Here is a 23,130-nt window from a genome sequence, read left to right on the forward strand (position 1 = left end):
TGGCGCGGCCAGGCAGGCCGCGCCATGGGCCCATGCTCGCCGGATCAGCCGCCAATCTTGGCCTTCAGGTCGGCCGAGAACGCATCGACATTGTCCTTGTTGATGACGGCGGTCGGCACGATGATCAGGCCGTCCGCCGGCACCATGGACTTGTCACCGCCGAGGTAGGCCGCCATCAGTTTCATGCCCTGATATCCCCACTCGAACGGCTGCTGCACGACGGTCGCCGCGAAGCTGCCCTCCTTCACCGCGCCCAACGTGACCGGATCTTCGTCGAAAGCGACGACGGTGATCTGGCCGAGCTTGCCGGCCGCCTGCAATGCCTCGTAGATCTTGGGCGGGTTGTAGGAATAGAACCCGACCATGCAATTGATCTCCGGGTTGGCCACCAGCACGTCATCGACATTGGTGCGAGCGCGCGTGAAATCCACATCGTCGCCGCGAACGTCGACCAGTTCGATGCCTTTTCCATCGATCGCCTGCTTGAAACCGCTGATGCGCTCGACAGCGTTGTCAGCCCCCAGGAAGCCGACGAAGCCCATGCATTTGCCTTCCTTGCCGCCCATGGCCTTCACCATCTCCTCACCGGCCTGCACGCCGGCTGCGGTGTTGGACGAACCGAGATAGGCGATGCGCTTGGACTGCGGCGCGTCGGAGTCGGTGGTGAAGAGCGGCACTTGCGCCGCGACCTTGTTGAAGGCGTCGATCGAGTTCTTCGGGTCGGCCGAAGAAATCATGATCGCGTCGGTGCCAGCGGACACGAGGTCGTCCATCAGCGCGTTCTGCAGCGCAGCCGTTCCTTGCGCCGGATAACGGAATTGCAGTTCGTAGCCATCGCCCAGTTCGGCCTGCGCCTTGTTGACGCCGGCCTCGGCAAGCTTCCAGAAGTCCGACGACGCATTAACAACGAAGGCAAGCTGTTTCTTCTCCTGCGCGAAGGTGGAACCACCGAGCAGCAGGCCAGCTACAGCGGTTGCTGTAAGCAGTAATCTGTAATTCATGTGCGTCTCCTCCTTATGCCCGACTGTTGCAGGCATCTGATTTACTTCTATCCTGTTATGCGCCCTCCCAGGCGATGGCTACGCCACCGCTGCATATTGTGCCTTAGGCCATTAACGTTCGCCAGGCATTTTTGCGGGAGGCGAAAAAATAGGCTCGCGGAGATGCTGGGCGGGCAGAAAATTTGGAACACAAACGGTTGCCCTTTTGCCATGCCTACGCCCAGTCAGAGTTTCCCGGCCACCCGGCGAGCTTGCGCCGGAAGAACTTCCGCGCAAGCGGCCAATTGGAAGCGCTAGGCTTCACAGATCCACACCTGCATTGAACCGCTGCCGCGATTGTTCCAAAGATAGTATGGCAGCGCGATCAGCTCGCCGCCCGATCTGAGCGGTGGACTTGTCCGGTAGAGATTGTCCGCCCAGTCTTTCGCTTCGACCCGCCCGGCAGGAGCGGTCAGTGTTATAATCCCGTCGAAGAGATCATCCCGGTTCTGTACCGAAATCTCCGCATCCCGCGGCAGCTGCAACTGCTGCACGCGTCCCCCGGGATTGTCGACCTCCTCGACGCAGTAGACCAGCGGACCGCGCTTGAGGGCGACGCGGCCAACATTCTCCTTCACCGCGGGATGCGCGTAGATGCGCTCCGGCGGCATGGGAAGGTCCAGCGTGATGACATCCCCTGCATGCCAGGCGCGGGTGATCGAGAGGTAGCCGTTCGCAATGCCCGTCTTCACGTCGATCGGCGCCCCGTTAAGGGTGGCGGACGTGCCGCTTGCCCAGCCGGGGATGCGAAGCTTGACCGTGAAAGTGGCGGGGTTCTCGGGACTGACCTCCACCTTGATCGAACCGGAGAACGGGTAGGTGCTGGTTTCGCGCAGGAACACTTTCGTGCCGGCCAGCGCGACCGTCGTCGACATGCCTCCGTAAAGATGGAACGCAACCGCTTCGTCGCTGGCGGAAACGAAATAACCCCCGACCGAGGCGACAAGGCGGGACGAATTCATCGTGCAGCAGGGGCAAGTGTGCCAGGCCCAGCGGCTGTGCCGGCCGTCGCTGTCGAGCGGATTCGAGTAAAAATAATGCTCGCCGTCACGCGACAACCCAGTCAGCGCGCCGTTGAACAGGGCCTGTTCCATGACATCGGCATAGCGGCCGTCGAGATCGAGGTGCAGCATACGCTGCGCCCAGAAGATGAGGGCGACGGATGCGCAGGTCTCCGCGTAGGCGGTGTCGTTGGGCAGGTCGTAGGCCTCGGTAAAGCCTTCATTCGCAGCGGCAGGGCCGAGGCCGGATGTGATGTAGATCTTGGATCTCATGACGTCGGCCCACAGCACTTCGCAAGCCTGCTTCAGGCCATGGTCGTCGAGTTCGGCCGCCAGGTCGGCCATTGCGGAGAACATGTACATGGCGCGCACCGCGTGACCGACGACCTTGGTCTGCTCGCGCACCGGCTTGTGCGACTGGTTGTATTCGTAGCTCCTGGCCCAAAAATCCTTGGGATCTTCGCCTCGCGCTGCCGCTTCCTGGTCGAAATAATGGGGCTGACGCCCGCGTTCGTTGATGAAGTAGGTCGCGAGATCGAGATGTTTTCTATCCCCGCTCAGGCGATAGAGCTTGACCAGCGCCAGCTCGATTTCCTGATGGCCGCAATAGCCGCGCTTCTGGCCGGAATTCGGCCCGAATGTCTGGCGCACATGTTCGACATACCGTTCCAGAATACCCAGCAGCCGGCGCCGCCCGGTTGCCAGGAAATAGGCGATGCCGCCTTCCAGCAGGTGACCGAGATTGTAGAGCTCGTGATTGTCGCGCAGGTTGGTCCAGCGCTTGTCCGGCTCCCGCTGCAGATACCAGCAGTTCAGGTAGCCATCGGGCGCCTGCGCTTTTTCCAGGTCGTCGGTGATGGCCTCGATCTTTGCCTCGATGCCGGCGTCGCGCCTGTGCGAGAGTGCATAGGATGCCGCTTCCACCCACTTGCCGACGTCAGAGTCCCAGAAAACCTGGACGGTGAAATTGTGCTCGTTGCGGGGGAAGCGCAGCGGTGGTGGCGGATTCGGCAGCTTGAGCGAGTCCAATATGCCGTGGTTGGACAATTGCACGTGCTGGCTGGGGATCGTCCTGGTGAGAACAGTTTCCAGGCGCTCGCGCCAGAATTGCCCCTCAAGCGCGACATCGACGAAACGAACCGGACTTAACTTGCTCATTCGGACAACTCCGTCGTCAATTTTCTTCAAGCACCGGACGATTGGCGCACGACCAGCGAACACGGCCGTCGCTGCACTCCACCCAATTTCCCGCCGCCGATCATGTTGATCAGGCTGTTGCCCGCTTCTCGCCCCAATGCCTTCAAGTTCATGTCGATGCTGGAAAGCGGTGGCCGCGCCGCCAGCGTCATGACGTCCCAGTTGTCAAAACCGACAACCGCTACGTCGCCCGGCACACTGATGCCCATCTCGCGCAGGGTGTCCAAGGCACCACGGGCGATCTGGTCATTGCCGCAGAAAATCGCGTCCGGCCGCTCCGGCTTCGCAAAGAGCGAAGCCACGGCCTCGCGCCCCCAGGCCTCGGACCAGACACCCGAACGATAGAAGCCCTCGATTTCCTGCAGCCCGGCAGCGGCCAGCGCGGAGCGGTAGCCGCTTTGGCGAAGCCGCACTGCCTCGAAGTGTTCCGGTCCGGTCAGGTGGGCGATGCGTGTGCGTCCCAGCGACGCAAGGTGCGAGACGGCGAGAACAGCGCCACCCTCGTCGTCCGGCAGCAGCGACAGAGCATGCGGATCGTCGGCCTGGGAGAAAACATAAATAACAGGCAACCCGTCGGGCAGCGGGCCGATCGACGGGCGCTTATCAGCGCGCCGCGCCGTCACGACAAGGCCGTCGATACGCTTGCCCAGCAGTTGGTCGAGATGCTGCCGCTCGCGTTCCGGATCGTCCGTGGCATTGCACATGAAAACCGCGATGCCCTCCGCCGCCAACCGCTCCTCGAGAGCCTCGACGATGGGAAAGGTGAAGCGGCCGAAACTGTCGTTTGAGATGATGCCGATCGTGCGCGACTTCGCCCTGTGCAGGCTCTGCGCGAGGTCGTTGGGGCGATAGCCGATCTCGCGCGCGACCTGTTGCACCTTCTCCCTGGTTTCCGCGCTCAGGCGCCCGCCGGCGTTGAGCGCCTTCGATGCCGTGCCGATCGAGACATTGGCGAGGCGCGCGACATCGCGGATCGTCGGCGTACCGGCCACGGTGGCGCGGGGCGGCGGGTCGAGCGGGGTAGGGGCGTCGTCCTTCATGTTATTTGACCGCCCCGCTGAGGAAGCCGGCCATGTAGTACTTCTGCAGCAGCAGGTAGAATGCCATGCAGGGAATGATCGAGATGACGATGCCGGCCTGAAGCATGCCCCAGTCGGTGCCGCCGATGCTGGTCTGCTGCCGCGCCGCGGCAAGGATGAGCGGCAGGGTGAAGGACGAATCCTTGTTCATGATCACCAGTGCCGCCAGCAGTTCGTTCCATGAAGTGATGAAAGCGAAAAGCGATACTGTGATCATCGCCGGCACGACGGCGGGCAGGCAGATGTGCACCAGCACCTGAAAACTGTTGCAACCGTCCATGGTCGCGGCCTCTTCCAACTCGCGCGGCACCGCCTCGAATGCGTTGCGCATCACATAGATGCTGAAGGGCAGCTGGATCGCCGTGTGCACGATCGCCAGGCCGACCAGCGAATTGTGCAGCTTGAGCTGGACGAACAGAAAAAAGAGCGGCGTGAGCAAGGCCTGATATGGCACGATCAGCCCGAGCAGCAGCACCACGAACAGCGCTTCCTTTGCCGGCACCCGGAATTTCGCCAGGCCATAACCGGCCGGCACGGTCAGGGCCAAGCAGAAGATGATCGTGAGCAAGGCCGCGCCAAGACTGTTGGAGAAATAGGTGGGCAGGCCCGCCTGGTAGTCCCACAGCCGCTTGTAGCTGTCGAGGCTGAGTGCGTGGGGGAAATAAGTCGGCGGCACGGCAGCGGCTTCTTCGGTGGATTTCAGCGATGCGAGCACCGACGCCAGCAATGGCAGCAGCATCACGGTGCAGACAGCCACGCAGATGGCGGCGACGAGATATTTCCGCCGGCCCCGAATGAGACCCTCCATCAATCCGGCCGCGGCGCTCCGCTGCGCCCGTGCCCGCTCGATGCCCGTGCCCGCGACGTGCGGAAAGGCGCTCATGCATGGCTCCTGCGGCTGAGCAGCATTTGCAGCACCGTGCACACCAGGATGATGCCGGCGAGAATGAGCGATAGCGCCGCGCCATAGCCGAGCTTCAGATACGGAAACGAATTCAGATAGATCATGAACACCGAGGTCGCGGTGAGATTGCGCGGCTGCCCGGCCGTCATGATGTAGAACTGGTCGAAGGCAAGCAGCGATCCGATGATGCTGACCAGCGTGACGAGCAGTATGGTCTTTGCGGTCAGCGGCAGGGTGATCTTGCGCACCCGCTGCCAGTAGCTTGCGCCGTCAACCATCGCCGCCTCACTGAGTTCGGTCGGGATGGCGTGGATTGCCGCGACAAACAGGATGGTTCCGAAGCCGACAACCTTCCATACGATCGAGGCGATGACCGCCCACATGGCGACGTCGGCGTCGGCGCCGAACCAGACAACCGGCCTGGCGATCACGCCGAGGTCGATCAGCGCGCGGTTGATCAGTCCGAAGTCATAGCTGAAGAGCCAGTACCAGAGCAGGCTGGACGCGCCGAGCCCGATGACCACCGGCGCAAAGATAACGCTGCGTGTGAATTGCCTAAGCGGCCGGTTCTCCGCGGTGAGCAGTGCGGCGAGATAGCCGAGGATCATCAGGATCGGCGTGATGATGGCCGTATATTTCAGCGTGAACTCCAGCGATGTCCAGACCTGTGGGTCGTTCCACGCTTTGGCGAAGTTGCCGAAGCCGATATATTTCTTGGGGGCAATCAGCGACCAGTTGTGAAGCGACATCCACATCATCTGGGCGAGTGGATAGACGGTGAAGACCAGCACGAAGGCAAGTGCCGGCGTGACATAGAGAAGTCCGATATAGCGGCTCGCCCTTGCGTGCATTGCACCCTTCGTGACTCGACAATTGTTGACGATGCGGAAAATGGACTGCGGCGCCTATGGGGGAACGCCGCAGCCCGCGGAGAGAGCCCGCTTATTCGGCGGCGATCGCCTTCATCTGCGCCTTCGCCTCCGAGACGATCGTGTCGAGGTCCGTGTCCTCGTAATAGGCACGCTGCAGCATCTGCAGCCACGGGCCTTGAGGGGAATTGATCAGTTCGAAGAACTTCAGCGTGTAGGGTGTCTTGGCGACTGCAATGGCCTTGGCCACCTCCTGCACCTTGGGTTCGGCCTGGAAGTATTTGTTCTCGGCCATGTCACCGCGTGTCGTCATGTTCAGCATCTTGGCGTAGACCTCGACCTGGGTCTCGTCCGACAGCAGGAACTTCATGAAGTCGATCGCGTCATCCACGCGCTTCGACCCGTTCGGGATTGTGACGATATCGCCGCCGGCGAACGACGATACCTCGCCGCTCTTCACGCCCGGCAGGAGAGCTATGCCGAAATCCATGTTCGGATTCTGCTCCTTGGCCAGCGTGATGTTGAAGTTGCCCGTCCCCATCATGCCGATCTTGCCCGAGCCAAAACGCAGGTGGAACGTCTCGCCCGTTTCGGCGCGCGCATCCTCGTGCACGTTGCCGGCCTTGATCATGTCGCGCGACCACTGCAGGACTTCCTTGACGCCGTCGCCCGTCAACGGCTCGTCATCGGCGTCCTTCGGCTCGATGGTGGCGCCGCTCGCCCACATCAGCGGGCCGACGGTGAAGATGTTGCAGCCGGCGCAGGAGCCGGGCAGAAAGTAACCCTTCACATCGCCGCCGAGCGCCGTGATCTTGTCGGCATACTCGCGGATCTCGCCAAGGCTGGTCGGCGGCTTTTCGGGGTCGAGGCCGGCCTTCCTGAACAGGTCCTTGTTATAGAAGAGGGCCGAAACGTCGGCGTAGAGCGGCACGCCATAGAGCCGGTCGTCGTAGGTCGAGACCGCCATGTGACCGGGGCTAGCGGTTTTCAATTCGGGCCAGTCCTTGATCTTGTCGGTGATGTCGACAAGTTGTCCCGCCGCTTCGAACTGCGGGCCGTAGATCAGATCCATGCCCATCAGGTCGGGCACTTCCCCGCTGGCGATCGCCTGCGCGATCTTCGGCACCATATCGGTGTGCGGAATGTAGGTCAGATTGATCTTCCGATCGGGGTTCTTGGCATTCCATGCCGCGACCAGCGCATCGACCATGCCGGCGTTCCCGCCGCTCCTCTCCCACATCTGCAGGTCTTGCGCGAGAGCAGGCAAGGCCATTATGGCCAGCAGGCCGGCAACGGCCGACCGGCAAAACATCTTCATCTGCAAGCTCATAGGTTCCTCCCTTTAGCGAGCCGGCATTTCTCTTGTCTCTGGGGAAAAGCTGTTCCCGCCTTAGAACTCCACCCAGGCCGGATCGGACCTCCGGCCGGTTGGGAAAAGCTTTTCTCAACGTATTTTAGGCACGAATTGTAATGCATTGCAATGTGGAGCTCCTTCACCAGATCGCCGGAGCATTGCGATCAAATCGGTGTTATCGTGCAACCTCCGTTGTGGAGCTGCGTTAAGGAAGGTTGCGCATCAGTCGCGAATGTACGGGAGGAATTTCATGGACAGATTGCAGTTTTTCGTGCCTGTGAGAATCATCGCCGAAGCGGACCAGCCGGTGACCGAAATCTATGACGTCGACGATGCACTGACGTTTCTCGAGGCATGGCCGGTCGGACGCAAGGGCCCGATCTATCAGACCGCCCTTTCCTGCTGCGCTGCCGCCAAACACGACAGCGTTCCGACCGAAGACGCCCGCAAGGCTTTCGCCAGCTTCGCGCGCATCACCGGCATCCTGGCGAACGATTCCTTCGAGAAAGTCGCCATAGACAGGGACGGTGAAGTGCTGCCGCTGCCGCCGAGGCACTAGCTAGGCTTCGGACAGCGACAGGAGGAGAGAATGTGCTGGACAGGCACAAACAGGTTCCGGAATGGCACCTTGATCGCGGTTTTGGCGGTTCTGGCTGCCGTTCCCGCTTTCGCCCACCATGGCTGGTCATGGACCCAGGATGGTTTCTTCGAGCTCAAGGGCGTTGTCACGGAAATCTACATCGGCAACCCGCACGCAACGCTCGATGTCGATGTGGAGGGCGACATCTGGCGCGTGGAACTCGCGCCACCTTCGGCGACGATGCGCGCCGGCTTCACCGAGGACGTCGTCAAGAAAGGTGACGAAATCACCGCGATCGGCAACCGCTCGCGGGAGGAAACCGAAAAACGCATGAAGGCCGTGCGGATCGTGATCGGCGACAAGACCTACGATGTCTATCCCGATCGGGCGCCGTCGAACTGACCGGGCCTAGCAGCTCCGATGGAGTTTCTGGAAGCGCTCGAACAGTCAGGATTGGCTCGTGCGTTCAAGACCTCCTTCTTCGCCTATCCAATCGTCAATGCCTTGCACATCCTGTCGATCGGTGCGGTGTTGACCAGCGTGATGCTGATGGATCTGTATGTTCTCGGCGCCATCCGGGCCGTCGCGAAGGCACCGTTCATGGCCTTGCTGCGGCGCGTCGCCCTCATCGCCTTCTGCGGCGCGCTCGTCACCGGCTTTGCGATGTTCGCGATCAAGGCGACTAACTATGCCGCCATGCCCGTCTTCCTCGCGAAGATGACCCTGGTCGCGCTGGCCGCATTGAATTTCCTGTTCTTCCTGAGGCTCGACCGGCAAGCGGAGATGCCCTCAAAATGGATCCGCGTCTCGGCGATGACTTCCCTCGGATTGTGGATCGGCGCCCTGCTTTGCGGGCGTTTCATCGGGTTTCTGTGAGATCGCCGCGGCCGGCATTCCGTAGCGGATTGACATCGCCTGGCGAGCGAAGGAGCTTGCAGAAACGAACTGAATTGCAGCGAGGGGCGGCAGTGCGCGGCGAAGTGCTCCATTACGACGAAAGCCAGGGTTTCGGTTTCATCACCGCAGTCGACGGCAATCGGTACACGTTTTCGCGCGAGGACCTGCGGCGCGAGGTCATCATAAGCAAGGGAATGCAGGTCGAATTCCAGCCGTCCGGTAGCCAGGCCCGCGAGATTTTCTCGATACGCGCCCAGATGGGCAGCGTACCGGCAGCTGGCATGCCGGTGGTGGATGCTCCACATTCACCGATGCAGTCACCTCGGCATTTCGGTCGCGCCGCCGTCTCCGAGCATACCGGAAATACAGGCTTGTGGAGCTATTTCTGGCGCGGTCTCACCGCCAACTACGTCAATTTCCAGGGCCGCGCCCGCCGCAAGGAATATTGGGGCTATTATCTGTTCTGGCTGATCGCTTGCGTCGTCGTCATCATCGTCGGCCTGTTGATTGACGACAGGCTTCACAACCTCACTCCCAACAAAACACCAGTCGTATCACTTGTTGCTGGTGGCCTTTTCGCCCTGGCGACGTTTCTGCCCAGCCTCGCGGTGGTGATCCGCCGCCAGCACGACATCGGCCTGTCGGGCTGGTTCTACCTGCTGATCCTGATCCCTTATATCGGCGGCCTCATCATCTTCGTGTTCTCGCTGATTCCCAGCCAGAAGCACGAAAACAAATGGGGACCTATACCGGCCGGCGTTCGTGCCTGACCCTACGCCGGAAGCGCTAGGAATTTTTCGACAATCGCGTCGCCCATCCGGACGGTGCCGATCTCGGTCTTGCCTTCGGACATGATGTCCTTGGTACGATAACCTTCGTCGAGCACCGCGGCGATCGCCGCCTCGACCCGATCGGCCTCGGCGACCATGCCGAACGAATAGCGCAGGCACATGGCGAACGACGCGATCATGGCGATCGGATTGGCGATGCCTTTGCCGGCGATGTCGGGCGCCGAGCCATGCACCGGCTCGTAGAGCGCCTTCCTGCTGCCGGTCCTGGCGTCCGGCGCACCAAGCGACGCGGAAGGCAGCATGCCGATCGACCCCGTCAGCATCGCCGCGATGTCAGACAGCATGTCGCCGAACAAATTGTCGGTGACGATGACGTCGAACTGCTTCGGCCAGCGCACCAGCTGCATGCCGCCAGCATCCGCCAGCATGTGGTCGAGCTTGACGTCGGAATATTTCGCCTTGTGCGTCTGCGTCACCACCTCGTTCCACAGCACGCCTGACTTCATCACATTGCGCTTTTCCATCGAAGTGACACGGTTCTGGCGTGTTCGCGCCAGCTCGAACGCCACGCCGGAAATGCGCTCGATCTCGAACGTGTCATAGACCTGCGTGTCGATACCGCGCTTCTGGCCGTTGCCGAGATCGATGATCTCCTTCGGCTCGCCGAAATAGACGCCGCCGGTCAATTCGCGCACGATCAGGATGTCGAGGCCCTCGACCACTTCCTGCTTCAGCGAGGAAGACGCGGCCAGCGCCGGATAACAGATCGCCGGCCTGAGATTGGCGAACAGTTCCATGTCCTTGCGCAGCCTGAGCAGCCCGGCCTCGGGGCGAACCTCGTAGGGAACCGCATCCCATTTCGGTCCGCCGACGGCACCGAACAGCACTGCGTCCGCCGCCATCGCCTTCGCCATGTCGGCATCGGAAATCGCCGCGCCATGCGCGTCATAGGCGCATCCGCCGACCAGACCTTCATCGATGTCGAAGCCTGCCGAAAATTTCTCGTTCATCACGGCGATGAGCTTGCGGACTTCCGCCATCGCCTCGGGGCCGATGCCGTCGCCGGGAAGGAGGAGGAGCTTGCGCGTTGCCATTGGAAATCCTTCGAATGCCGTGAACCGGCCGTCTTGCTAAACGGCCAAAGCCGGCTGCGCAAGGCGGAAAGGCGACTGGATGGATCAGGACTGGCGCTTCAGCGCCGTGACCTCGATTTCGATCTTCATTTCGGGCTTGTTCAGGCCGCAGACGATCATCGTGGCCGCTGGCCTGACCTCCCCGAAAACCTCGCCGAGGATCGGGAAGACGAGGTCCACATAAGCCGCGTCGGTGATGTAATAATGCGCCCGCACCACGTCGGCCATCGCGAAGCCACCTTCGTCGAGGGCAGCGGCAATGGTCGCCAGGCAGTTTCGCGTCTGTTCCTCGACACTGTCGGGCATCGTCATCGTGGCGTAGTTGTAGCCGGTGGTGCCGGAGACGAAGCACCATTCCCCGTCGACCACCGCGCGCGAATAACCGGCTGTCCTCTCGAATGGGGAACCGGTGGAAATCAATTTGCGCATTGGAAACCCTGAGACTTTTATTGTGGCGGAACGAGAGCGTTTTTCATGGCGTCCCGGATCTCGGCAGGCCATTCGACAACCGGCGGCCAGGCGTCGGGTTCGGGTTTTTCACCCTCCTGCGCGAAATAGAGTTTTTTCGCCTTCGGATCGACAGCCATGAAGCCGTCGGCGCTGCCGCAGGCATGCGGCACGCAACCGCTGGAATAGAACGCGCCGGACGGCGTCGATTCCGTCCCGCCGCCGACCAGCAGGCTTGTCGCAACGCTGGTCATCGCGTCGCCCAACAATTGCTGGCCCGCTTTGAAGACAGCCTCGTTCTTGAATGCCTCGACGATGCTGTTCAGCTTTGTCGGATCGAGATCGGCCCAGTCCGTGCCGGGCTGCGGCGCGTATGTGATATCGCCATGCACCGAAAGACCGGCATCGGGCGACCACACCTGCACGGGCAAGGTTTCTCCCGGCAGTGGATAGGGTACGAAGAAGACATTGTTTTCGGTCGCCGCTGCGGGCGGCGCGCCGCAATCTTCCGCGCCGACGGAAATGCTCCGGATATCGCTGTCCTTCGGCTTCCAGACCATCACGGCGGCCGGGCCGCAGGCATTGCCTCCGTCGCCGACGCTGAACAGCGCGACATCGACACCGCCTATTTCGACGATCCTGTCGAAGTAGGCGACGTAATTGCGCGCTAGTTCCTTGCCGTCGAAGGCGACGATCTTTTCGAGATCTTCGTTCTCGGTGATTGTCAGCGTTCCACCTTCGAACGGGATCGGCGCCTGCTTTTCTTCTTGCGCGACGGCAAAGCCGGTCAGACCGGTCAAGATCAGCGCAACAGCAGAAGGTCGAGAGGGCAGTCTCATTCTCGCTACTCCGTGCTGCGGGTCAAACAACCGGCGCGCTTCGGCGAAGCCGAGAAACGGAGGTCACGCCCAGGGCCGGCTTTCGGCATTCCGCTTCTCGAAGCTTGCGATCGCCGGCGCCTTTTCCAGGGTAAGGCCGATATCGTCGAGCCCGTTGAGCAGGCAATGCCGCTTAAACTCGTCGAGGTCGAACTTGACCATGCCGCCGTCCGGGCCGCGGATTTCCCTAGCTTCGAGATCGACCGAGATAGTGGCGTTGGCGCCGCGTTCGGCGTCGTCCATCAGCTTGTCCAGGTCTTCCTGGCTGACGGTGATCGGCAAGATGCCGTTTTTGAAGCAGTTGTTGTAGAAAATGTCGGCGAACGAAGTCGAGATCACGCAGCGGATGCCGAAATCGAGCAGGGCCCACGGCGCGTGTTCGCGGCTCGAGCCGCAGCCGAAATTGTCGCCCGCAACGAGAATCTGGGCCTTGCGATAGGCCGGCTTGTTGAGCACGAAATCGGGGTTCTCGGAGCCATCATCATTGTAGCGCATCTCGGCGAAGAGGCCGGTGCCAAGTCCGGTGCGCTTGATGGTCTTCAGATAATCCTTGGGAATGATCATGTCGGTATCGACATTGACGATCGGCAAGGGTGCGGCGACGCCGGTGAGCTTGGTGAATTTTTCCATGACTTTGCCCGTCGGTTCCGAAAATCCGACCTACGCTTTACACAAGGTGACCGGCAAAGCAAAGGGCGGCTTTTGGCCGCCCTTTGGATAGTCAGGCTCTGTGAAGCGCCATCACCCCGGTCTCGGTGCCGGTCAGCCGCCGCGAACGGCCGTCGGCGCCAACCACCATCTGCACGCGCCGCCTTTCGGCAGCGAAATGCTCCGAGGTTGAGGCATTCACCGGCGGATTGAAAGCGACGGTCACGCGCCACAGATCGGGCTTGATCGTCTCCTCGAGACCGATGACGCGGCCTTGAGCCGGACTACCGTTGAAGGTGCCCGATACTTTTTCGCCGACAGCAAAGGGAACGATATTCCCTTCCGTCACCGGGCGCGCGGCAAGCGTGTTCCAGTCGCGGGCGCCGTTTTGCCTGGCGACAAGTTCGAGCGCCTTGGTATGGGATACGGTTATGCCGTCGGCGGCCAGCGCGTCGCGCAGCTTGCGGGCATGGTTCTTGTAGTCGGACGACAATTCCTTGGTCATCTTGGTTCGCTCCTTCGCGATATGCGAACGGCATTTTGAACGGGGCCCGCATTGCCGTTTCGGCCGTCGCATCGACAGGGAAACGAACTTTCAAAGGAAGCTTTACCAGGGCCTTCGGCCGCGGGCGGCAGGGGCTTCCCGCCCAGGCAGCGCAGATAGTGATTCACTCCCACAACGTCAACAGCTCCAGCGACACGGTGCGGAGAGCTTGCCGAACGCGCCTGATCCCGTCCGGCGACGGCAAATAGCCGGAGGCAGGCTTGAAGACTATGGATTTCCCCTTATCTCCCCCAGGTGTGAAGCGTGAGAGGAGACACAATGCAGTGCCCTATTGATAATGCCGAGCTGGTCATGACCGACCGCCAGGGCATCGAGATCGACTATTGCCCGAAATGCCGCGGCGTTTGGCTGGACCGTGGCGAGCTCGACAAGATCATCGAGCGCTCGGCGCCCGAGGAAAGCCCGCGCGCTGCACGGGACGAAGGCGGGTATGGGCGCCAGGAGCATCGTTCATATGAAGACCGCTCCCACAAAGGTGACTATCGGCCCCACAAGAAAAAGAAATCGCTTCTGGGCGAACTCTTCGATTTCTGACCAGGATCGGTCGCCCTCAGATCACGTTCAGCTCGCGGAATGCCCGGCCTTCCGCGACGCGGCCGTAACCGAACGCCGAGCAGTCGACGCTGCGGTAGCCGCCATGGACGATCAGTTCGGCCAGCGCCTTGCCGACTGCCGGCGCCTGTTGCAACCCGTGTCCGGAAAACCCGTTGGCGAAGAGGAAATTTTCGACCTCGGGATGCGGACCGATTACCGCGTTCTGGTCGAGTGTGTTGAAGTCGTAGTGACCCGCCCATGCGCGGCCCGGCTTGATCGCCTCGAAAGCCGGGATGCGTGTCGCAAGCGTTGGCCAGATCACTTCTTCGAACAATGCCCAGTCGGGCTCGAAATCGGCCGGATCGGCCGCCGCTTCACCGTCTTCCGATTCAGCCCCGCCCGTGATGTACATCGCGCCCTCCGGCCGCACATAGACGCCCGACGGATCGACCAGCAGCGGCATGTCGTCAAAGCGGTCACGCGCCTCGAAGACGAAGACGCTTCGTTTGCGTGGTTCGACAGGCAGCGACAGGCCTGCCAGGGCCGCCACCCTGCCGGCATTCGGACCTGCCGCATTGACAACCATGCCGGCCTCCAGCCTCTCGCCATTGGCGAGCAGGACATCGGTCGCCCGATTGCCGTCGCGATCGATGGCGGTGACTTCGGCCGTGATGAAATCGACGTTTCGCGACCGCAGCGCCTTGCGAAAAAGCATCAGCATTGCATGCGCGTCGAACCAGCCTTCGCCGGTCCTGCCGAATGCACCGGCGGCAATGCCGTCGGTCGAAAGCCAGGCGAAACGCTTCTGCAGGGCGGCCGGGCCTTCGAAGACAATATCGGCGCCTTCGGCTTCCTGTATCGCATGGTTCTGCTTGAGGATCGGCAGGCCGTTCTCGCCGGCAAGAATCAGATAGCCCTTTTCCCGGAACCCGATATCGGAACCGGCGCCGAATTCCTCTTCCAGCCGCCGGAACAGCGCCAGCGTGAACTGCGACAGACGGATGTTTTCCGGTATCGAAAACTGCTGGCGGATCGAAGCGCAGGAAAGCGTCGTGGCGGAATGCGAAAATTGCGGATCCCGTTCAACAAGTGCGATCGAGCCGGAAAATCCTTCCTCGCGCAGATAATAGGCGATCGAGCTTCCGACGATCGCTCCGCCTATGATGACGACATCGTAACGCGCCATTCCGACACTCCGGCCTCAAATTCAGCGCCAGGATCAACGCTCCTTGCCGCGCGGCAACCACTTGCATGGCTTGCCCCGGCAAGGCAAGAAGTCTGCATGATGCCAGACCACACCAGACTGCGCCGCTCCGTTCTTTACGCCCCGGCATCGAACGGGAAGGCTTTGGCGAAGCTTCCGTCGCTCCCGTGCGACGCCGCCATCATCGACCTGGAAGACGCGGTTGCGCCCGGAGACAAGATTACGGCGCGAGAGGGCCTGGCAGCCCTTTTTGAAAAGCGGCCGGCCGGCCGCGAACTTGTCATACGCATCAATCCGATTTCCGGAGAATGGGGCGCCGACGACCTTCAGGCGGCGCTTGCCTGCCAGCCGGACGGCATCCTGCTGCCCAAGGTCGAGACACCCCGCGATATCCTGGAAGCCGGCGACATTCTCGATGATAATGACGCACGCGATACGCTCAGGCTTTGGGCGATGATCGAAACACCGCGCGCCTTGCTCAACATCGGCGCCATCGCCGAGCTTGGACGCGACCCGGCCTCACGGCTCGCCTGCCTGGTTGCCGGCACCAATGATCTCGTCAAGGAAACCGGCATCCTGGCTACGCCTGACCGGCGTTATCTCGTGCCGTGGCTGATGCAGATGGTGCTTGCCGCGCGTGCCGGCGGTCTCGATATCCTCGACGGCGTCAGCAATGATTTTCGCGATTCTGAAGCCTTTGCCCGGGAGTGTGCCGAAGCTGCTGCGATGGGCTTCGACGGCAAGACGCTTATTCATCCCGCCCAGATCGAGGCTGCAAACGAAGCTTTTTCTCCTTCGCAGGAGGCGCTTTCGGAGGCCCGCGGAATCGTTGCGGGTTTCGCCGCGGCGGAGAACGAGGACAAGGGGGTGATCGTTCTGAATGGGCGCATGGTGGAACGCATGCACCTTCATCAGGCTGAGAATTTGCTTGCGAAGGCTGCCTCGATCGGAAAATGATCGTCTGATGGCGGGCGCCGCTACGGGACAAAGTTTATGAAACTATACCGCTTCCTGACCGGCCCGGACGATGCAAGCTTCTGCCACAAGGTGACGGCGGCCGTTAACAAGGGCTGGCATCTGTTCGGCTCGCCGACTTATGCCTTCGATGCCGAAACCAGGGCAATGCGCTGCGGACAGGCTGTCGTGAAGGATGTCGATGGCGTCGATTACGATCCCGGCATCAAGCTCGGCGATTTTTGAGCCGGCGCGCCTATCGCCATGATACGCCAAGCTTGGATCTGAGCGCGTCGTACTTGTCTTGCGACGTATCGGCCATGGCTTCGTCGCGGCTGGAGGGCCTATCCTCGAAAGGGATGGGATAGCCGAACTGGCTGACCGTCAGGTCCCAGCGGACGCCGTTGATCGAGTTGTAGAAATGCGTACCGCCGCGCGTCTTCGTCTTGAGGATGTCACCGCCGAACAGATCATGCACCACCAGCGACGTGACGCTGCATTGGCCTTTCGCCGGATTCTCGGCGCTCCAGCTGTCCGAACTTTCCTTGCTCCAGGCGATCTTCAATCTCTCGAAAAGTGCATCAGGCGTCGTGAAAGCGCTCATTCGGCGGCTCGCTGGTGGTGATGATCAGGTTTGATCGGCGGCCTGATCGGCCGCTTCTTCGATCCGTTCCATATCGTCGTCGCTAAGGCCGAAATGGTGGCCGATCTCATGGATCAGCACATGGGTGATGATATCGCCCAACGTCTCTTCGTTTTCCGCCCAATAATCGAGAATGGCGCGGCGATAAAGCGTGACCCGGTTTGGACCTTCGCCCGTCTGCGGATTCCAGCGCTCGGCAATCCCCCGGCCTTCGAATAGTCCCAAAAGGTCGAAGGGAGTCTCGAGCGAGAGATCGTCCATGATCTCGTCGGTCGGGAACTCGGCCATCTGGATGACGATTTCGCCGGTGAGCGTGCGGAAATCATTGGGTAGGTGTGCATAGGCTTCAAGCGCCAGCAACTCCAGCTCGTCGATCGACGGGGAAAGTTGGTCATGCCAGGCGCGGGTTTGATAGATACGGGCCATTTCAATCCTCTGAACCCGGCATATAGCCTTTTGCAATTCGGCTTTCGAGGTTTTTGCATTCTTTTGAATAATTTAGCTGGGCCGCGGCGCTCTTGAGCTCATTCGAGAGGAATAAATTCTTCTGCGATACACTTGACTCTCCAGCAATCCTCTGGAATCCATAGGAACATAAAGAGAACATTGATACGAAAGCAACCGTCATGGCGCACAACGCCGTGGCGCAGGCGACTGTTTTTGCCTTGCGCCAGAAAATAGCGAAGATCGAAGGCACGCAGCCCCAACTGCTGACTTCCCCGGCATCGGCGGCTTTGCGGCGCGCGGTTGCGGGATCTGACACTTCCGGCTTTCTCCCGACAAGTGTTGCGCACCTGGACTTTGCCTTGGGCGGTGGCCTGCCTGCCGCCGGCTTGATCGAGATTCATGGCGGCGAACTGCGCGATGGTGGCGCGGTGGCTGGTTTTGCCTGGGCCATGGCCGGACTGGTCCTACGTGGCAATGAAGCTCAGGGGAAAAGTCTCCGGGGTCCAATTCTCTGGATTGGAACCAGTCAGGCTTTTGCCGAGATGGGCTTTCCCCACGCTCCCGGCCTCTCGGGATTTTCGGGGTTTTCTCCGGATGAGCTTCTCGTCGCACAGGCATCGAAACTTCTCGATGCCCTCTGGATCGCCGAGGAAGCCGCGAAGCTGAGGGAGCTCTCAGCGGTTTTCCTGGAGCTCGACGGTAATCCCAATCGTCTTGATCTAACCGCCACGCGCCGGTTGCATCGTCGCGGTCTGCTGGCAGGCAGGCCGATCTTTCTGCTTCGGCAAGCTGCTCACGCAGAACCGACCGCCGCGCCTGTGCGGCTGATCGTTTCGGCCGCCCCGGCTAGCCCCCGCAACACCCTGGCTGGCCCGCTCGCCGGCACGATCGGTCAGCCGGCTTTCACCGTGACGATCGGCAAGAGCCGCACCGCCTTGCCTGGAGAATTCATATTGGAGTGGAACCCTCATGAACGCGCATTTCAGGAAAGACGGCCAGAGAATTCTCGCCCTGTGGTTTCCGCACCTTTCCTCGGATCGGATCTTGCGCCAACGGCTGGGGAGATCGTGGCGTTCAAGCCCGTCAGGCCGGCGATCCCCGCTGATCATCAGCCATCGGGAAAACAACACCCAGCGCATCGCCGCACTCGACGAGCAGGCTGAAGCACTTCGGTTGAAGCGTGGCATGGGCATTGCCGATGCCCGCGCCATGTATCCGTCGGTCGAGGTCGTCGAAGCGGAGCCGGCAGTGGATCGCAGCCTGCTCGAAAGCCTTGCCGACTGGTGCGATCGGTACACGCCATTGGTGGCGATCGAGGGGGCTGACGGGCTGTTTCTGGATATCACCGGCTGCGCCCACCTTTACCGTGGCGAAAGGCAGATGCTGGACGATCTCCTCGTCCGACTTTTCGGGCAAGGATTTCACACAAGGGCCGGCCTTGCTTCGACAGCCGGCGCGGCATGGGCGGCCGCCCGTTTTCTCGGAGCCGGCATTGTCGAGCCGGGCAAGGAGGAAGAGCTTCTGGCGCCCTTGCCGCTTTCCGCCTTGCGTATCGAGCCGGCGGTTCGCATCGGTCTCGAAAGCGTTGGCCTGCGCACGGCGGGCGCAGTCATGTCGGCGCCCCGCGCTCCGCTTGCACGTCGCTTCGGTAAACAGCTTCTGCTGCGCCTCGATCAGGCGCTCGGCCGAATTGAAGAGGCGATCTCGCCGCGCCTGCCGGTGCCGGCGCTTTCCGTCGAGCGGCAATTCGCCGAGCCAATCATGCAGACCGAGGATATAAAGACCCTGACACCGCTGCTCGCGGCAACCTTGAAAAAGGATCTCGAGCGGCGCGGCGAGGGCGCCCGCGTTCTGCAACTGGCGCTTTTTCGGGTCGACGGCGCCGTCTGCCGGATCGTGATCGGTACCTCGCGGCCGTTGCGCGAACCGTCCCTGATCGGGCGCCTGTTCCAGGAAAAACTCACCGCCGTCGAGAGCGACATCGATGCGGGATATGGATTCGAGCTTGTCCGCCTCTCCGCGCTCGCGGTCGCGCATTTCGACATGCAACAGACCGACCTCGACGGCGATGTCGGCCACGCTGGTGAAGCGCTTGCAATTTTTGCCGACCGCGTCCGAGCCCGGCTCGGCGAGCAGGCCGTGATGAAGCCTGTCCCGGTCGAGAGCCACATTCCGGAACGGTCGATTATCATGGTGCCTTTTGCGGAAGCGCCTGGAAAAGGTGATTTGGCAAAGGGCAGGCAGGTCGCCCCTTGGGACCTTTCGAGACCGGAGCGTCCGTTCCGCCTCTTTCGTCATCCAGAGCCGGTTGAGGTTGCCGCAGCGGAAATACCGGAGGGACCGCCGATCTACTTCCGCTGGCGGCGCGTCATCCACAAGGTTACTCGGTCCGAGGGGCCCGAACGCATTGCTCCGGAATGGTGGCTCGAGGGAAAAGATGCCCCGACACGTGATTATTTCCGCGTCGAGGACGGCGATGGCCGCCGCTACTGGCTCTACCGGCAAGGGCTTTACGGCGCATCACAAGACACACCCCGCTGGTTCATGCATGGGATCTTCGCATGAAAACTGACGCTTCCGCTCCCTATGCCGAGTTCGCCGTGCAATCTAATTTTTCATTCCTTCGCGCCGCGTCCAAGCCCGAAGAATTGGTCGTTGCCGCCAAGATGCTCGGCCTCTCCGCAATCGGTCTTACCGACCGCAACACCGTCGCCGGCGTGGTGAGGGCCTGGCAGCAGGCGAAGGTGGAAAAGCTTCCTTATCATCCCGGCAGCAGGCTGGTCTTTGCCGACGGCACGCCGGATGTGCTCGCCTATCCCCGAAACCGCAAGGGATGGGGACATCTCTGCCGCATGCTGACACAAGCCAACATGCGCGATGAAAGCGAAAAGGGTGCCCCGATTCTTTACCGCTGCGATCTGTTCGAGTGGGGTGATCTTCTGTCCCTTGCGGTCATCCCGGATATGGATGCCCCGCCGGGCGACAGCCTGGAATTCCTGCATGCCTTGAGAAACCGCTTCGGCGACGCTGTCTGGCTAGCCTTGTCCCCGAACTACACGGGAAACGACCGCTTCCGTCTGGAACAAGCGACCGGAATGGCAAGGATTGCCGGGCTTCCGTTGATGGCCGTAAACGACGTGCTTTATCATATGCCCGACCGCCGCCCGCTCCAGGACGTGCTGACGGCGATCCGACTGAACAAACCGGTCGCGCAAGTCGGCCTGGAACTGACCAGGAATGCCGAACGCTTCCTGAAGCCCCGCGCCGAGATGACCAGGCTTTTCCGCCGCCACCCTGGAGCAATCGCAGAGACTTTACGTTTCGCGGAAACCCTCAAATTTTCGTTGAGTGATCTGCATTACAATTATCCGGACGAGCCGACAGAATCAGGACTTGGACCACAGGAAGAATTGGAACGGCTGACCTGGGAAGGAGCGAAACTCCGCTTTCCGGATGGCGTGCCTGCCAAGGTCGAGAAGATCATTCGTCACGAACTCGAAACCGTTCGCGAACTCAACTACGCCCGCTATTTCCTGACAGTCCACGACATCATCAAATTCGCCCGCTCGCAGGAAATCCTCTGCCAGGGCCGCGGCTCCGCCGCCAATTCCATCATCTGTTATTGCCTTCGTATCACCGATGTCGGGCCCGACATGATTGACACGCTCTTCGAACGTTTCATCTCCAGGGAGCGCGACGAGCCCCCTGATATCGATGTTGACTTCGAGCATGAAAAACGCAAACCCGTCATGGATTACATCTATAAAAAATACAGCGAGAAACACACCTCTCTGGCGGCTGCCGTCATCAGCTATCGTGGACGTTCAGCCCTGCGCGAGGTCGCCAAGGCGATGGGGCTGTCGGATGATGTACGAAGCGCCCTGTCCGGCTCGATCTGGGGCTGGTCTTCGTCCGAACTCGGCAAGAAGGAAGCCGATGCCGGTGGGCTCAACGGCGCCGACCCTTGGGCAAAACATGTCATTGATCTCGCCAACGACATCATGGGATTTCCTCGCCACCTTTCCCAGCATGTCGGCGGCTTCGTCATCACCAAGGACCGGCTGGACGAGATCGTTCCCATCATCAAGACCGCGATGGACGACCGAAAAATGGTCGAATGGGACAAGGACGATCTCGATGCGGTCAAGATTCTGAAGGTCGATATACTGGCGCTCGGCATGCTGTCCTGCCTGCGGCGCGCTTTCGAGCTTCTGCACAAGCACTACGATGTTCTGGACGACCACGGTCGTCCCGTCGAACTCGCCACCATCAAGCCGGAAGACAAAAACGTCTACGACATGATCTGCCGCGCCGATACGCTCGGTGTCTTCCAGATTGAATCCCGCGCGCAGATGTCGATGCTGCCGCGATTGAAGCCCAGGACATTTTACGATCTCGTCATCGAAGTGGCGATCGTCAGGCCCGGCCCGATACAGGGTAATATGGTGCATCCCTATCTGCGGCGAAGGCAAGGTAAGGAACCGGTGGAATATTATACCGAAGAACTAAAGGAGATTTTGCACAAAACTTTGGGTGTGCCGCTGTTCCAGGAGCAGGCGATGAAAATCGCCATCGTCGCAGGCGGTTTCAAGCCTGGAGAGGCCGATGAACTGCGCCGCGCGATGGCCACCTTCAGGCGCACCGGCACGATCGGGAACTACCGCAAGAAGATGATCGACGGCATGGTCTCGAAAAATTATCCGCAGGAATTCGCCGAGCGCTGCTTCAAACAGATCGAGGGTTTCGGCGAATATGGTTTCCCGGAAAGCCACGCCGCCGCTTTCGGCCTTCTCGTCTACGCCTCCTGTTGGTTCAAGACCTATTATCCGGATGTCTTCTGCGCAGCGATCCTCAACTCCCAGCCGATGGGTTTTTATCAGCCGGCTCAGCTTGTCCGCGACGCGCAGGATCATGGCGTCGGAATCCTCGCGGTCGATGTCAATCATTCGCAATGGGACTGCCACCTGGAGGCCGCCGCATTCGATCCCGCGCGCATCATCGACCGCCATGCCGAAATGAAAGGGATAATCCGCACACAACATGCCGTTCGACTCGGCTTTCGCCAGATCAAGGGGCTTTCCGAGGAGCGGATGGCCGACTTTGTCACCCGCCGTGGCAGCGGCTATGAATCAGTCAGGGATGTCTGGCTACGCTCGGGTCTCGACGTCAGCGAGATCGAGCGGCTGGCACAGGCCGATGCCTTCCGATCGATTGGCCTCAACCGCCGCGATGCACTTTGGGCCGTTCGCGCCCTCGACAGAAACCGCGCCGCCGAGCGCTTACCACTGTTCGATCAGCCGAACCTGCGGCTGATCGAACATGAGCCGGAGACCAAATTGCCGATCATGCCGCTCGGCCAACATGTCATCCACGATTACCAATCGCTCGGGCTTTCGCTCAAGGCGCACCCGGTTTCTTTCCTGCGCCATCGGCTTGATCAATCAGGCGTAGTGCCGAATGCCCGTCTCATCGCGGTACCGGATGGCCGCCGCGTCTCGGTTGCCGGACTTGTCCTGGTGCGGCAGCGTCCAGGTACGGGAAATGCAATCTTCCTGACGCTCGAAGACGAAGAAGCCGTCGCCAATGTCATCGTTTGGCTGAGGGTTTTCGATCGCTACCGCTCGGTGATAATGGGCTCCCGCTTCGTACGTGTTCACGGTCGCCTGCAGTCCGAATCGGATGTCATCCATATCGTCGCCGAAAGGATCGAAGACCTCTCCTCCTGGCTCGGTGAACTGAGCGAGGAAGCACCAGGCAACGTGAAACCTGAAACCAAGGTTAACACCGTCCGGCAGAATATTCTGAAAAGGAGCGAATCGCGGTCGAAATTGCTGAATCGGGAACCCGAATTCCAGAATCCGGCTGAAAATTACGAAGAATTTTCGGAGAAAGCCGAGAAGGTCATGCCAAAAGGCCGGAATTTTCACTGAATGTCGGAGGGATTTGGGGGCCCCGCGGTTTTCGT

At 60.8% G+C, this 23,130-nt stretch carries 25 protein-coding genes; 10 read left to right on the forward strand and 15 right to left on the reverse strand.

Annotated features, from left to right (window positions below):
* Positions 1–44: 44 nt before the first annotated feature.
* From OHD58_RS04505 to OHD58_RS04530, 6 genes are all read right to left on the reverse strand, one after another.
* Positions 45–1,001: a sugar-binding protein gene (locus tag OHD58_RS04505; protein WP_263801866.1), complete on the reverse strand. Its 957-nt coding sequence runs from the start codon at positions 999–1,001 to the stop codon at positions 45–47.
* Positions 1,002–1,294: 293 nt separating this feature from the next.
* The gene (locus OHD58_RS04510) at positions 1,295–3,199 is read right to left on the reverse strand and encodes a glycoside hydrolase family 127 protein (RefSeq protein WP_263801867.1); all 1,905 of its coding nucleotides are present in this window, start codon (positions 3,197–3,199) and stop codon (positions 1,295–1,297) included.
* 26 nt (positions 3,200–3,225) lie between these two features.
* Positions 3,226–4,278 carry a LacI family DNA-binding transcriptional regulator gene (locus OHD58_RS04515; RefSeq protein ID WP_263801868.1) on the reverse strand — a complete coding sequence of 351 codons (1,053 nt, stop codon included), beginning with the start codon at positions 4,276–4,278 and terminating at the stop codon, positions 3,226–3,228.
* A gap of 1 nt (position 4,279) precedes the next feature.
* Complete coding sequence (locus tag OHD58_RS04520) at positions 4,280–5,200, reverse strand: carbohydrate ABC transporter permease (RefSeq protein WP_263801869.1); 921 nt, start codon at positions 5,198–5,200, stop codon at positions 4,280–4,282.
* The gene (locus OHD58_RS04525; RefSeq protein WP_263801870.1) at positions 5,197–6,072 is read right to left on the reverse strand and encodes a carbohydrate ABC transporter permease; all 876 of its coding nucleotides are present in this window, start codon (positions 6,070–6,072) and stop codon (positions 5,197–5,199) included. The genes OHD58_RS04520 and OHD58_RS04525 overlap by 4 nt, the downstream gene beginning before the upstream one ends.
* Before the next feature lie 91 nt (positions 6,073–6,163).
* Positions 6,164–7,420, reverse strand: coding sequence for an ABC transporter substrate-binding protein (locus OHD58_RS04530; RefSeq protein ID WP_263801871.1), 1,257 nt, complete (start codon positions 7,418–7,420; stop codon positions 6,164–6,166).
* Between the two features lie 274 nt (positions 7,421–7,694).
* Here OHD58_RS04530 and OHD58_RS04535 point away from each other — a divergent pair, with 274 nt between their 5' ends.
* From OHD58_RS04535 to OHD58_RS04550, 4 genes are all read left to right on the forward strand, one after another.
* Complete coding sequence (locus tag OHD58_RS04535) at positions 7,695–8,003, forward strand: DUF982 domain-containing protein (protein ID WP_263801872.1); 309 nt, start codon at positions 7,695–7,697, stop codon at positions 8,001–8,003.
* A 69-nt stretch (positions 8,004–8,072) separates the two neighbouring features.
* Positions 8,073–8,426 carry a DUF6152 family protein gene (locus OHD58_RS04540; RefSeq protein WP_263801873.1) on the forward strand — a complete coding sequence of 118 codons (354 nt, stop codon included), beginning with the start codon at positions 8,073–8,075 and terminating at the stop codon, positions 8,424–8,426.
* 18 nt (positions 8,427–8,444) lie between these two features.
* Positions 8,445–8,900 carry a hypothetical protein gene (locus OHD58_RS04545; protein WP_263801874.1) on the forward strand — a complete coding sequence of 152 codons (456 nt, stop codon included), beginning with the start codon at positions 8,445–8,447 and terminating at the stop codon, positions 8,898–8,900.
* A 92-nt stretch (positions 8,901–8,992) separates the two neighbouring features.
* On the forward strand, positions 8,993–9,691 hold the full coding sequence (locus tag OHD58_RS04550; protein ID WP_263802692.1) for a DUF805 domain-containing protein: 699 nt from the start codon (positions 8,993–8,995) through the stop codon (positions 9,689–9,691).
* 2 nt (positions 9,692–9,693) lie between these two features.
* Here the strand turns inward: OHD58_RS04550 and leuB are convergent, their stop codons facing one another.
* The 5 genes from leuB to OHD58_RS04575 all read right to left on the reverse strand — a co-directional run bounded on the left by leuB (position 9,694) and on the right by OHD58_RS04575 (position 13,323).
* The gene (gene leuB, locus OHD58_RS04555) at positions 9,694–10,806 is read right to left on the reverse strand and encodes a 3-isopropylmalate dehydrogenase (RefSeq protein WP_263801875.1); all 1,113 of its coding nucleotides are present in this window, start codon (positions 10,804–10,806) and stop codon (positions 9,694–9,696) included.
* Positions 10,807–10,890: 84 nt separating this feature from the next.
* Positions 10,891–11,274: a RidA family protein gene (locus OHD58_RS04560; RefSeq protein WP_263801876.1), complete on the reverse strand. Its 384-nt coding sequence runs from the start codon at positions 11,272–11,274 to the stop codon at positions 10,891–10,893.
* Positions 11,275–11,291: 17 nt separating this feature from the next.
* Positions 11,292–12,131: a hypothetical protein gene (locus OHD58_RS04565; protein ID WP_263801877.1), complete on the reverse strand. Its 840-nt coding sequence runs from the start codon at positions 12,129–12,131 to the stop codon at positions 11,292–11,294.
* 63 nt (positions 12,132–12,194) lie between these two features.
* A complete protein-coding gene (gene leuD, locus OHD58_RS04570) occupies positions 12,195–12,800 on the reverse strand; it encodes a 3-isopropylmalate dehydratase small subunit (protein ID WP_263801878.1) in 606 nt (201 codons plus the stop codon).
* A gap of 91 nt (positions 12,801–12,891) precedes the next feature.
* Positions 12,892–13,323: a glyoxalase superfamily protein gene (locus OHD58_RS04575; protein WP_263801879.1), complete on the reverse strand. Its 432-nt coding sequence runs from the start codon at positions 13,321–13,323 to the stop codon at positions 12,892–12,894.
* 318 nt (positions 13,324–13,641) lie between these two features.
* On the opposite strand from OHD58_RS04575, the gene OHD58_RS04580 reads away from it, so the two are divergent.
* Positions 13,642–13,917 (forward strand): zf-TFIIB domain-containing protein, encoded by a 276-nt coding sequence (locus tag OHD58_RS04580; protein ID WP_263801880.1) that lies wholly within the window; start codon positions 13,642–13,644, stop codon positions 13,915–13,917.
* A gap of 16 nt (positions 13,918–13,933) precedes the next feature.
* On the opposite strand, the gene OHD58_RS04585 is transcribed toward OHD58_RS04580, so the two are convergent.
* Positions 13,934–15,103, reverse strand: coding sequence for an NAD(P)/FAD-dependent oxidoreductase (locus OHD58_RS04585; protein WP_263801881.1), 1,170 nt, complete (start codon positions 15,101–15,103; stop codon positions 13,934–13,936).
* Positions 15,104–15,202: 99 nt separating this feature from the next.
* Between OHD58_RS04585 and OHD58_RS04590 the strand changes: the two genes are divergently transcribed.
* A complete protein-coding gene (locus tag OHD58_RS04590) occupies positions 15,203–16,078 on the forward strand; it encodes an HpcH/HpaI aldolase/citrate lyase family protein (protein WP_263801882.1) in 876 nt (291 codons plus the stop codon).
* A gap of 36 nt (positions 16,079–16,114) precedes the next feature.
* Positions 16,115–16,321, forward strand: a complete 207-nt coding sequence (locus tag OHD58_RS04595) for a DUF1737 domain-containing protein (RefSeq protein WP_263801883.1) — start codon at positions 16,115–16,117, stop codon at positions 16,319–16,321.
* A gap of 10 nt (positions 16,322–16,331) precedes the next feature.
* On the opposite strand, the gene OHD58_RS04600 is transcribed toward OHD58_RS04595, so the two are convergent.
* From OHD58_RS04600 to OHD58_RS04610, 3 genes are read right to left on the reverse strand one after another with little or no spacing between them, the layout of a single operon-like run.
* On the reverse strand, positions 16,332–16,679 hold the full coding sequence (locus OHD58_RS04600) for a hypothetical protein (RefSeq protein ID WP_263801884.1): 348 nt from the start codon (positions 16,677–16,679) through the stop codon (positions 16,332–16,334).
* Between the two features lie 24 nt (positions 16,680–16,703).
* The gene (locus tag OHD58_RS04605; RefSeq protein WP_263801885.1) at positions 16,704–17,144 is read right to left on the reverse strand and encodes a metallopeptidase family protein; all 441 of its coding nucleotides are present in this window, start codon (positions 17,142–17,144) and stop codon (positions 16,704–16,706) included.
* A gap of 1 nt (position 17,145) precedes the next feature.
* Entirely contained in the window at positions 17,146–17,481 is a 336-nt protein-coding gene (locus tag OHD58_RS04610; RefSeq protein ID WP_263801886.1) for a hypothetical protein, read from the reverse strand.
* Between the two features lie 43 nt (positions 17,482–17,524).
* Here OHD58_RS04610 and OHD58_RS04615 point away from each other — a divergent pair, with 43 nt between their 5' ends.
* Genes OHD58_RS04615 through OHD58_RS04625 form a run of 3 tightly spaced genes read left to right on the forward strand, consistent with a single transcriptional unit; the run spans position 17,525 to position 23,095 of the window.
* Positions 17,525–18,328, forward strand: a complete 804-nt coding sequence (locus OHD58_RS04615; protein WP_263801887.1) for an ImuA family protein — start codon at positions 17,525–17,527, stop codon at positions 18,326–18,328.
* Positions 18,270–19,730 (forward strand): Y-family DNA polymerase, encoded by a 1,461-nt coding sequence (locus tag OHD58_RS04620; protein WP_263802695.1) that lies wholly within the window; start codon positions 18,270–18,272, stop codon positions 19,728–19,730. Before OHD58_RS04615 ends, OHD58_RS04620 begins: the two co-directional genes overlap by 59 nt.
* The gene (locus OHD58_RS04625) at positions 19,727–23,095 is read left to right on the forward strand and encodes an error-prone DNA polymerase (protein WP_263801888.1); all 3,369 of its coding nucleotides are present in this window, start codon (positions 19,727–19,729) and stop codon (positions 23,093–23,095) included. The genes OHD58_RS04620 and OHD58_RS04625 overlap by 4 nt, the downstream gene beginning before the upstream one ends.
* Positions 23,096–23,130 lie beyond the last annotated feature (35 nt).

Source organism: Mesorhizobium sp. ZC-5 (assembly GCF_025753855.1).
Classification (GTDB): domain Bacteria; phylum Pseudomonadota; class Alphaproteobacteria; order Rhizobiales; family Rhizobiaceae; genus Neomesorhizobium.

Bases quoted from the DNA above. Each gene is read 5' to 3' on its own strand.
- OHD58_RS04505 (WP_263801866.1), bottom strand. From the start codon at position 1,001: ATGAATTACAGATTACTGCTTACAGCAACCGCTGTAGCTGGCCTGCTG.
- OHD58_RS04510 (WP_263801867.1), bottom strand. From the start codon at position 3,199: ATGAGCAAGTTAAGTCCGGTTCGTTTCGTCGATGTCGCGCTTGAGGGG.
- OHD58_RS04515 (WP_263801868.1), bottom strand. From the start codon at position 4,278: ATGAAGGACGACGCCCCTACCCCGCTCGACCCGCCGCCCCGCGCCACC.
- OHD58_RS04520 (WP_263801869.1), bottom strand. From the start codon at position 5,200: ATGAGCGCCTTTCCGCACGTCGCGGGCACGGGCATCGAGCGGGCACGG.
- OHD58_RS04525 (WP_263801870.1), bottom strand. From the start codon at position 6,072: ATGCACGCAAGGGCGAGCCGCTATATCGGACTTCTCTATGTCACGCCG.
- OHD58_RS04530 (WP_263801871.1), bottom strand. From the start codon at position 7,420: ATGAGCTTGCAGATGAAGATGTTTTGCCGGTCGGCCGTTGCCGGCCTG.
- OHD58_RS04535 (WP_263801872.1), top strand. From the start codon at position 7,695: ATGGACAGATTGCAGTTTTTCGTGCCTGTGAGAATCATCGCCGAAGCG.
- OHD58_RS04545 (WP_263801874.1), top strand. From the start codon at position 8,445: ATGGAGTTTCTGGAAGCGCTCGAACAGTCAGGATTGGCTCGTGCGTTC.
- leuB (WP_263801875.1), bottom strand. From the start codon at position 10,806: ATGGCAACGCGCAAGCTCCTCCTCCTTCCCGGCGACGGCATCGGCCCC.
- OHD58_RS04560 (WP_263801876.1), bottom strand. From the start codon at position 11,274: ATGCGCAAATTGATTTCCACCGGTTCCCCATTCGAGAGGACAGCCGGT.
- OHD58_RS04565 (WP_263801877.1), bottom strand. From the start codon at position 12,131: ATGAGACTGCCCTCTCGACCTTCTGCTGTTGCGCTGATCTTGACCGGT.
- leuD (WP_263801878.1), bottom strand. From the start codon at position 12,800: ATGGAAAAATTCACCAAGCTCACCGGCGTCGCCGCACCCTTGCCGATC.
- OHD58_RS04575 (WP_263801879.1), bottom strand. From the start codon at position 13,323: ATGACCAAGGAATTGTCGTCCGACTACAAGAACCATGCCCGCAAGCTG.
- OHD58_RS04580 (WP_263801880.1), top strand. From the start codon at position 13,642: ATGCAGTGCCCTATTGATAATGCCGAGCTGGTCATGACCGACCGCCAG.
- OHD58_RS04585 (WP_263801881.1), bottom strand. From the start codon at position 15,103: ATGGCGCGTTACGATGTCGTCATCATAGGCGGAGCGATCGTCGGAAGC.
- OHD58_RS04590 (WP_263801882.1), top strand. From the start codon at position 15,203: ATGCCAGACCACACCAGACTGCGCCGCTCCGTTCTTTACGCCCCGGCA.
- OHD58_RS04595 (WP_263801883.1), top strand. From the start codon at position 16,115: ATGAAACTATACCGCTTCCTGACCGGCCCGGACGATGCAAGCTTCTGC.
- OHD58_RS04600 (WP_263801884.1), bottom strand. From the start codon at position 16,679: ATGAGCGCTTTCACGACGCCTGATGCACTTTTCGAGAGATTGAAGATC.
- OHD58_RS04605 (WP_263801885.1), bottom strand. From the start codon at position 17,144: ATGGCCCGTATCTATCAAACCCGCGCCTGGCATGACCAACTTTCCCCG.
- OHD58_RS04625 (WP_263801888.1), top strand. From the start codon at position 19,727: ATGAAAACTGACGCTTCCGCTCCCTATGCCGAGTTCGCCGTGCAATCT.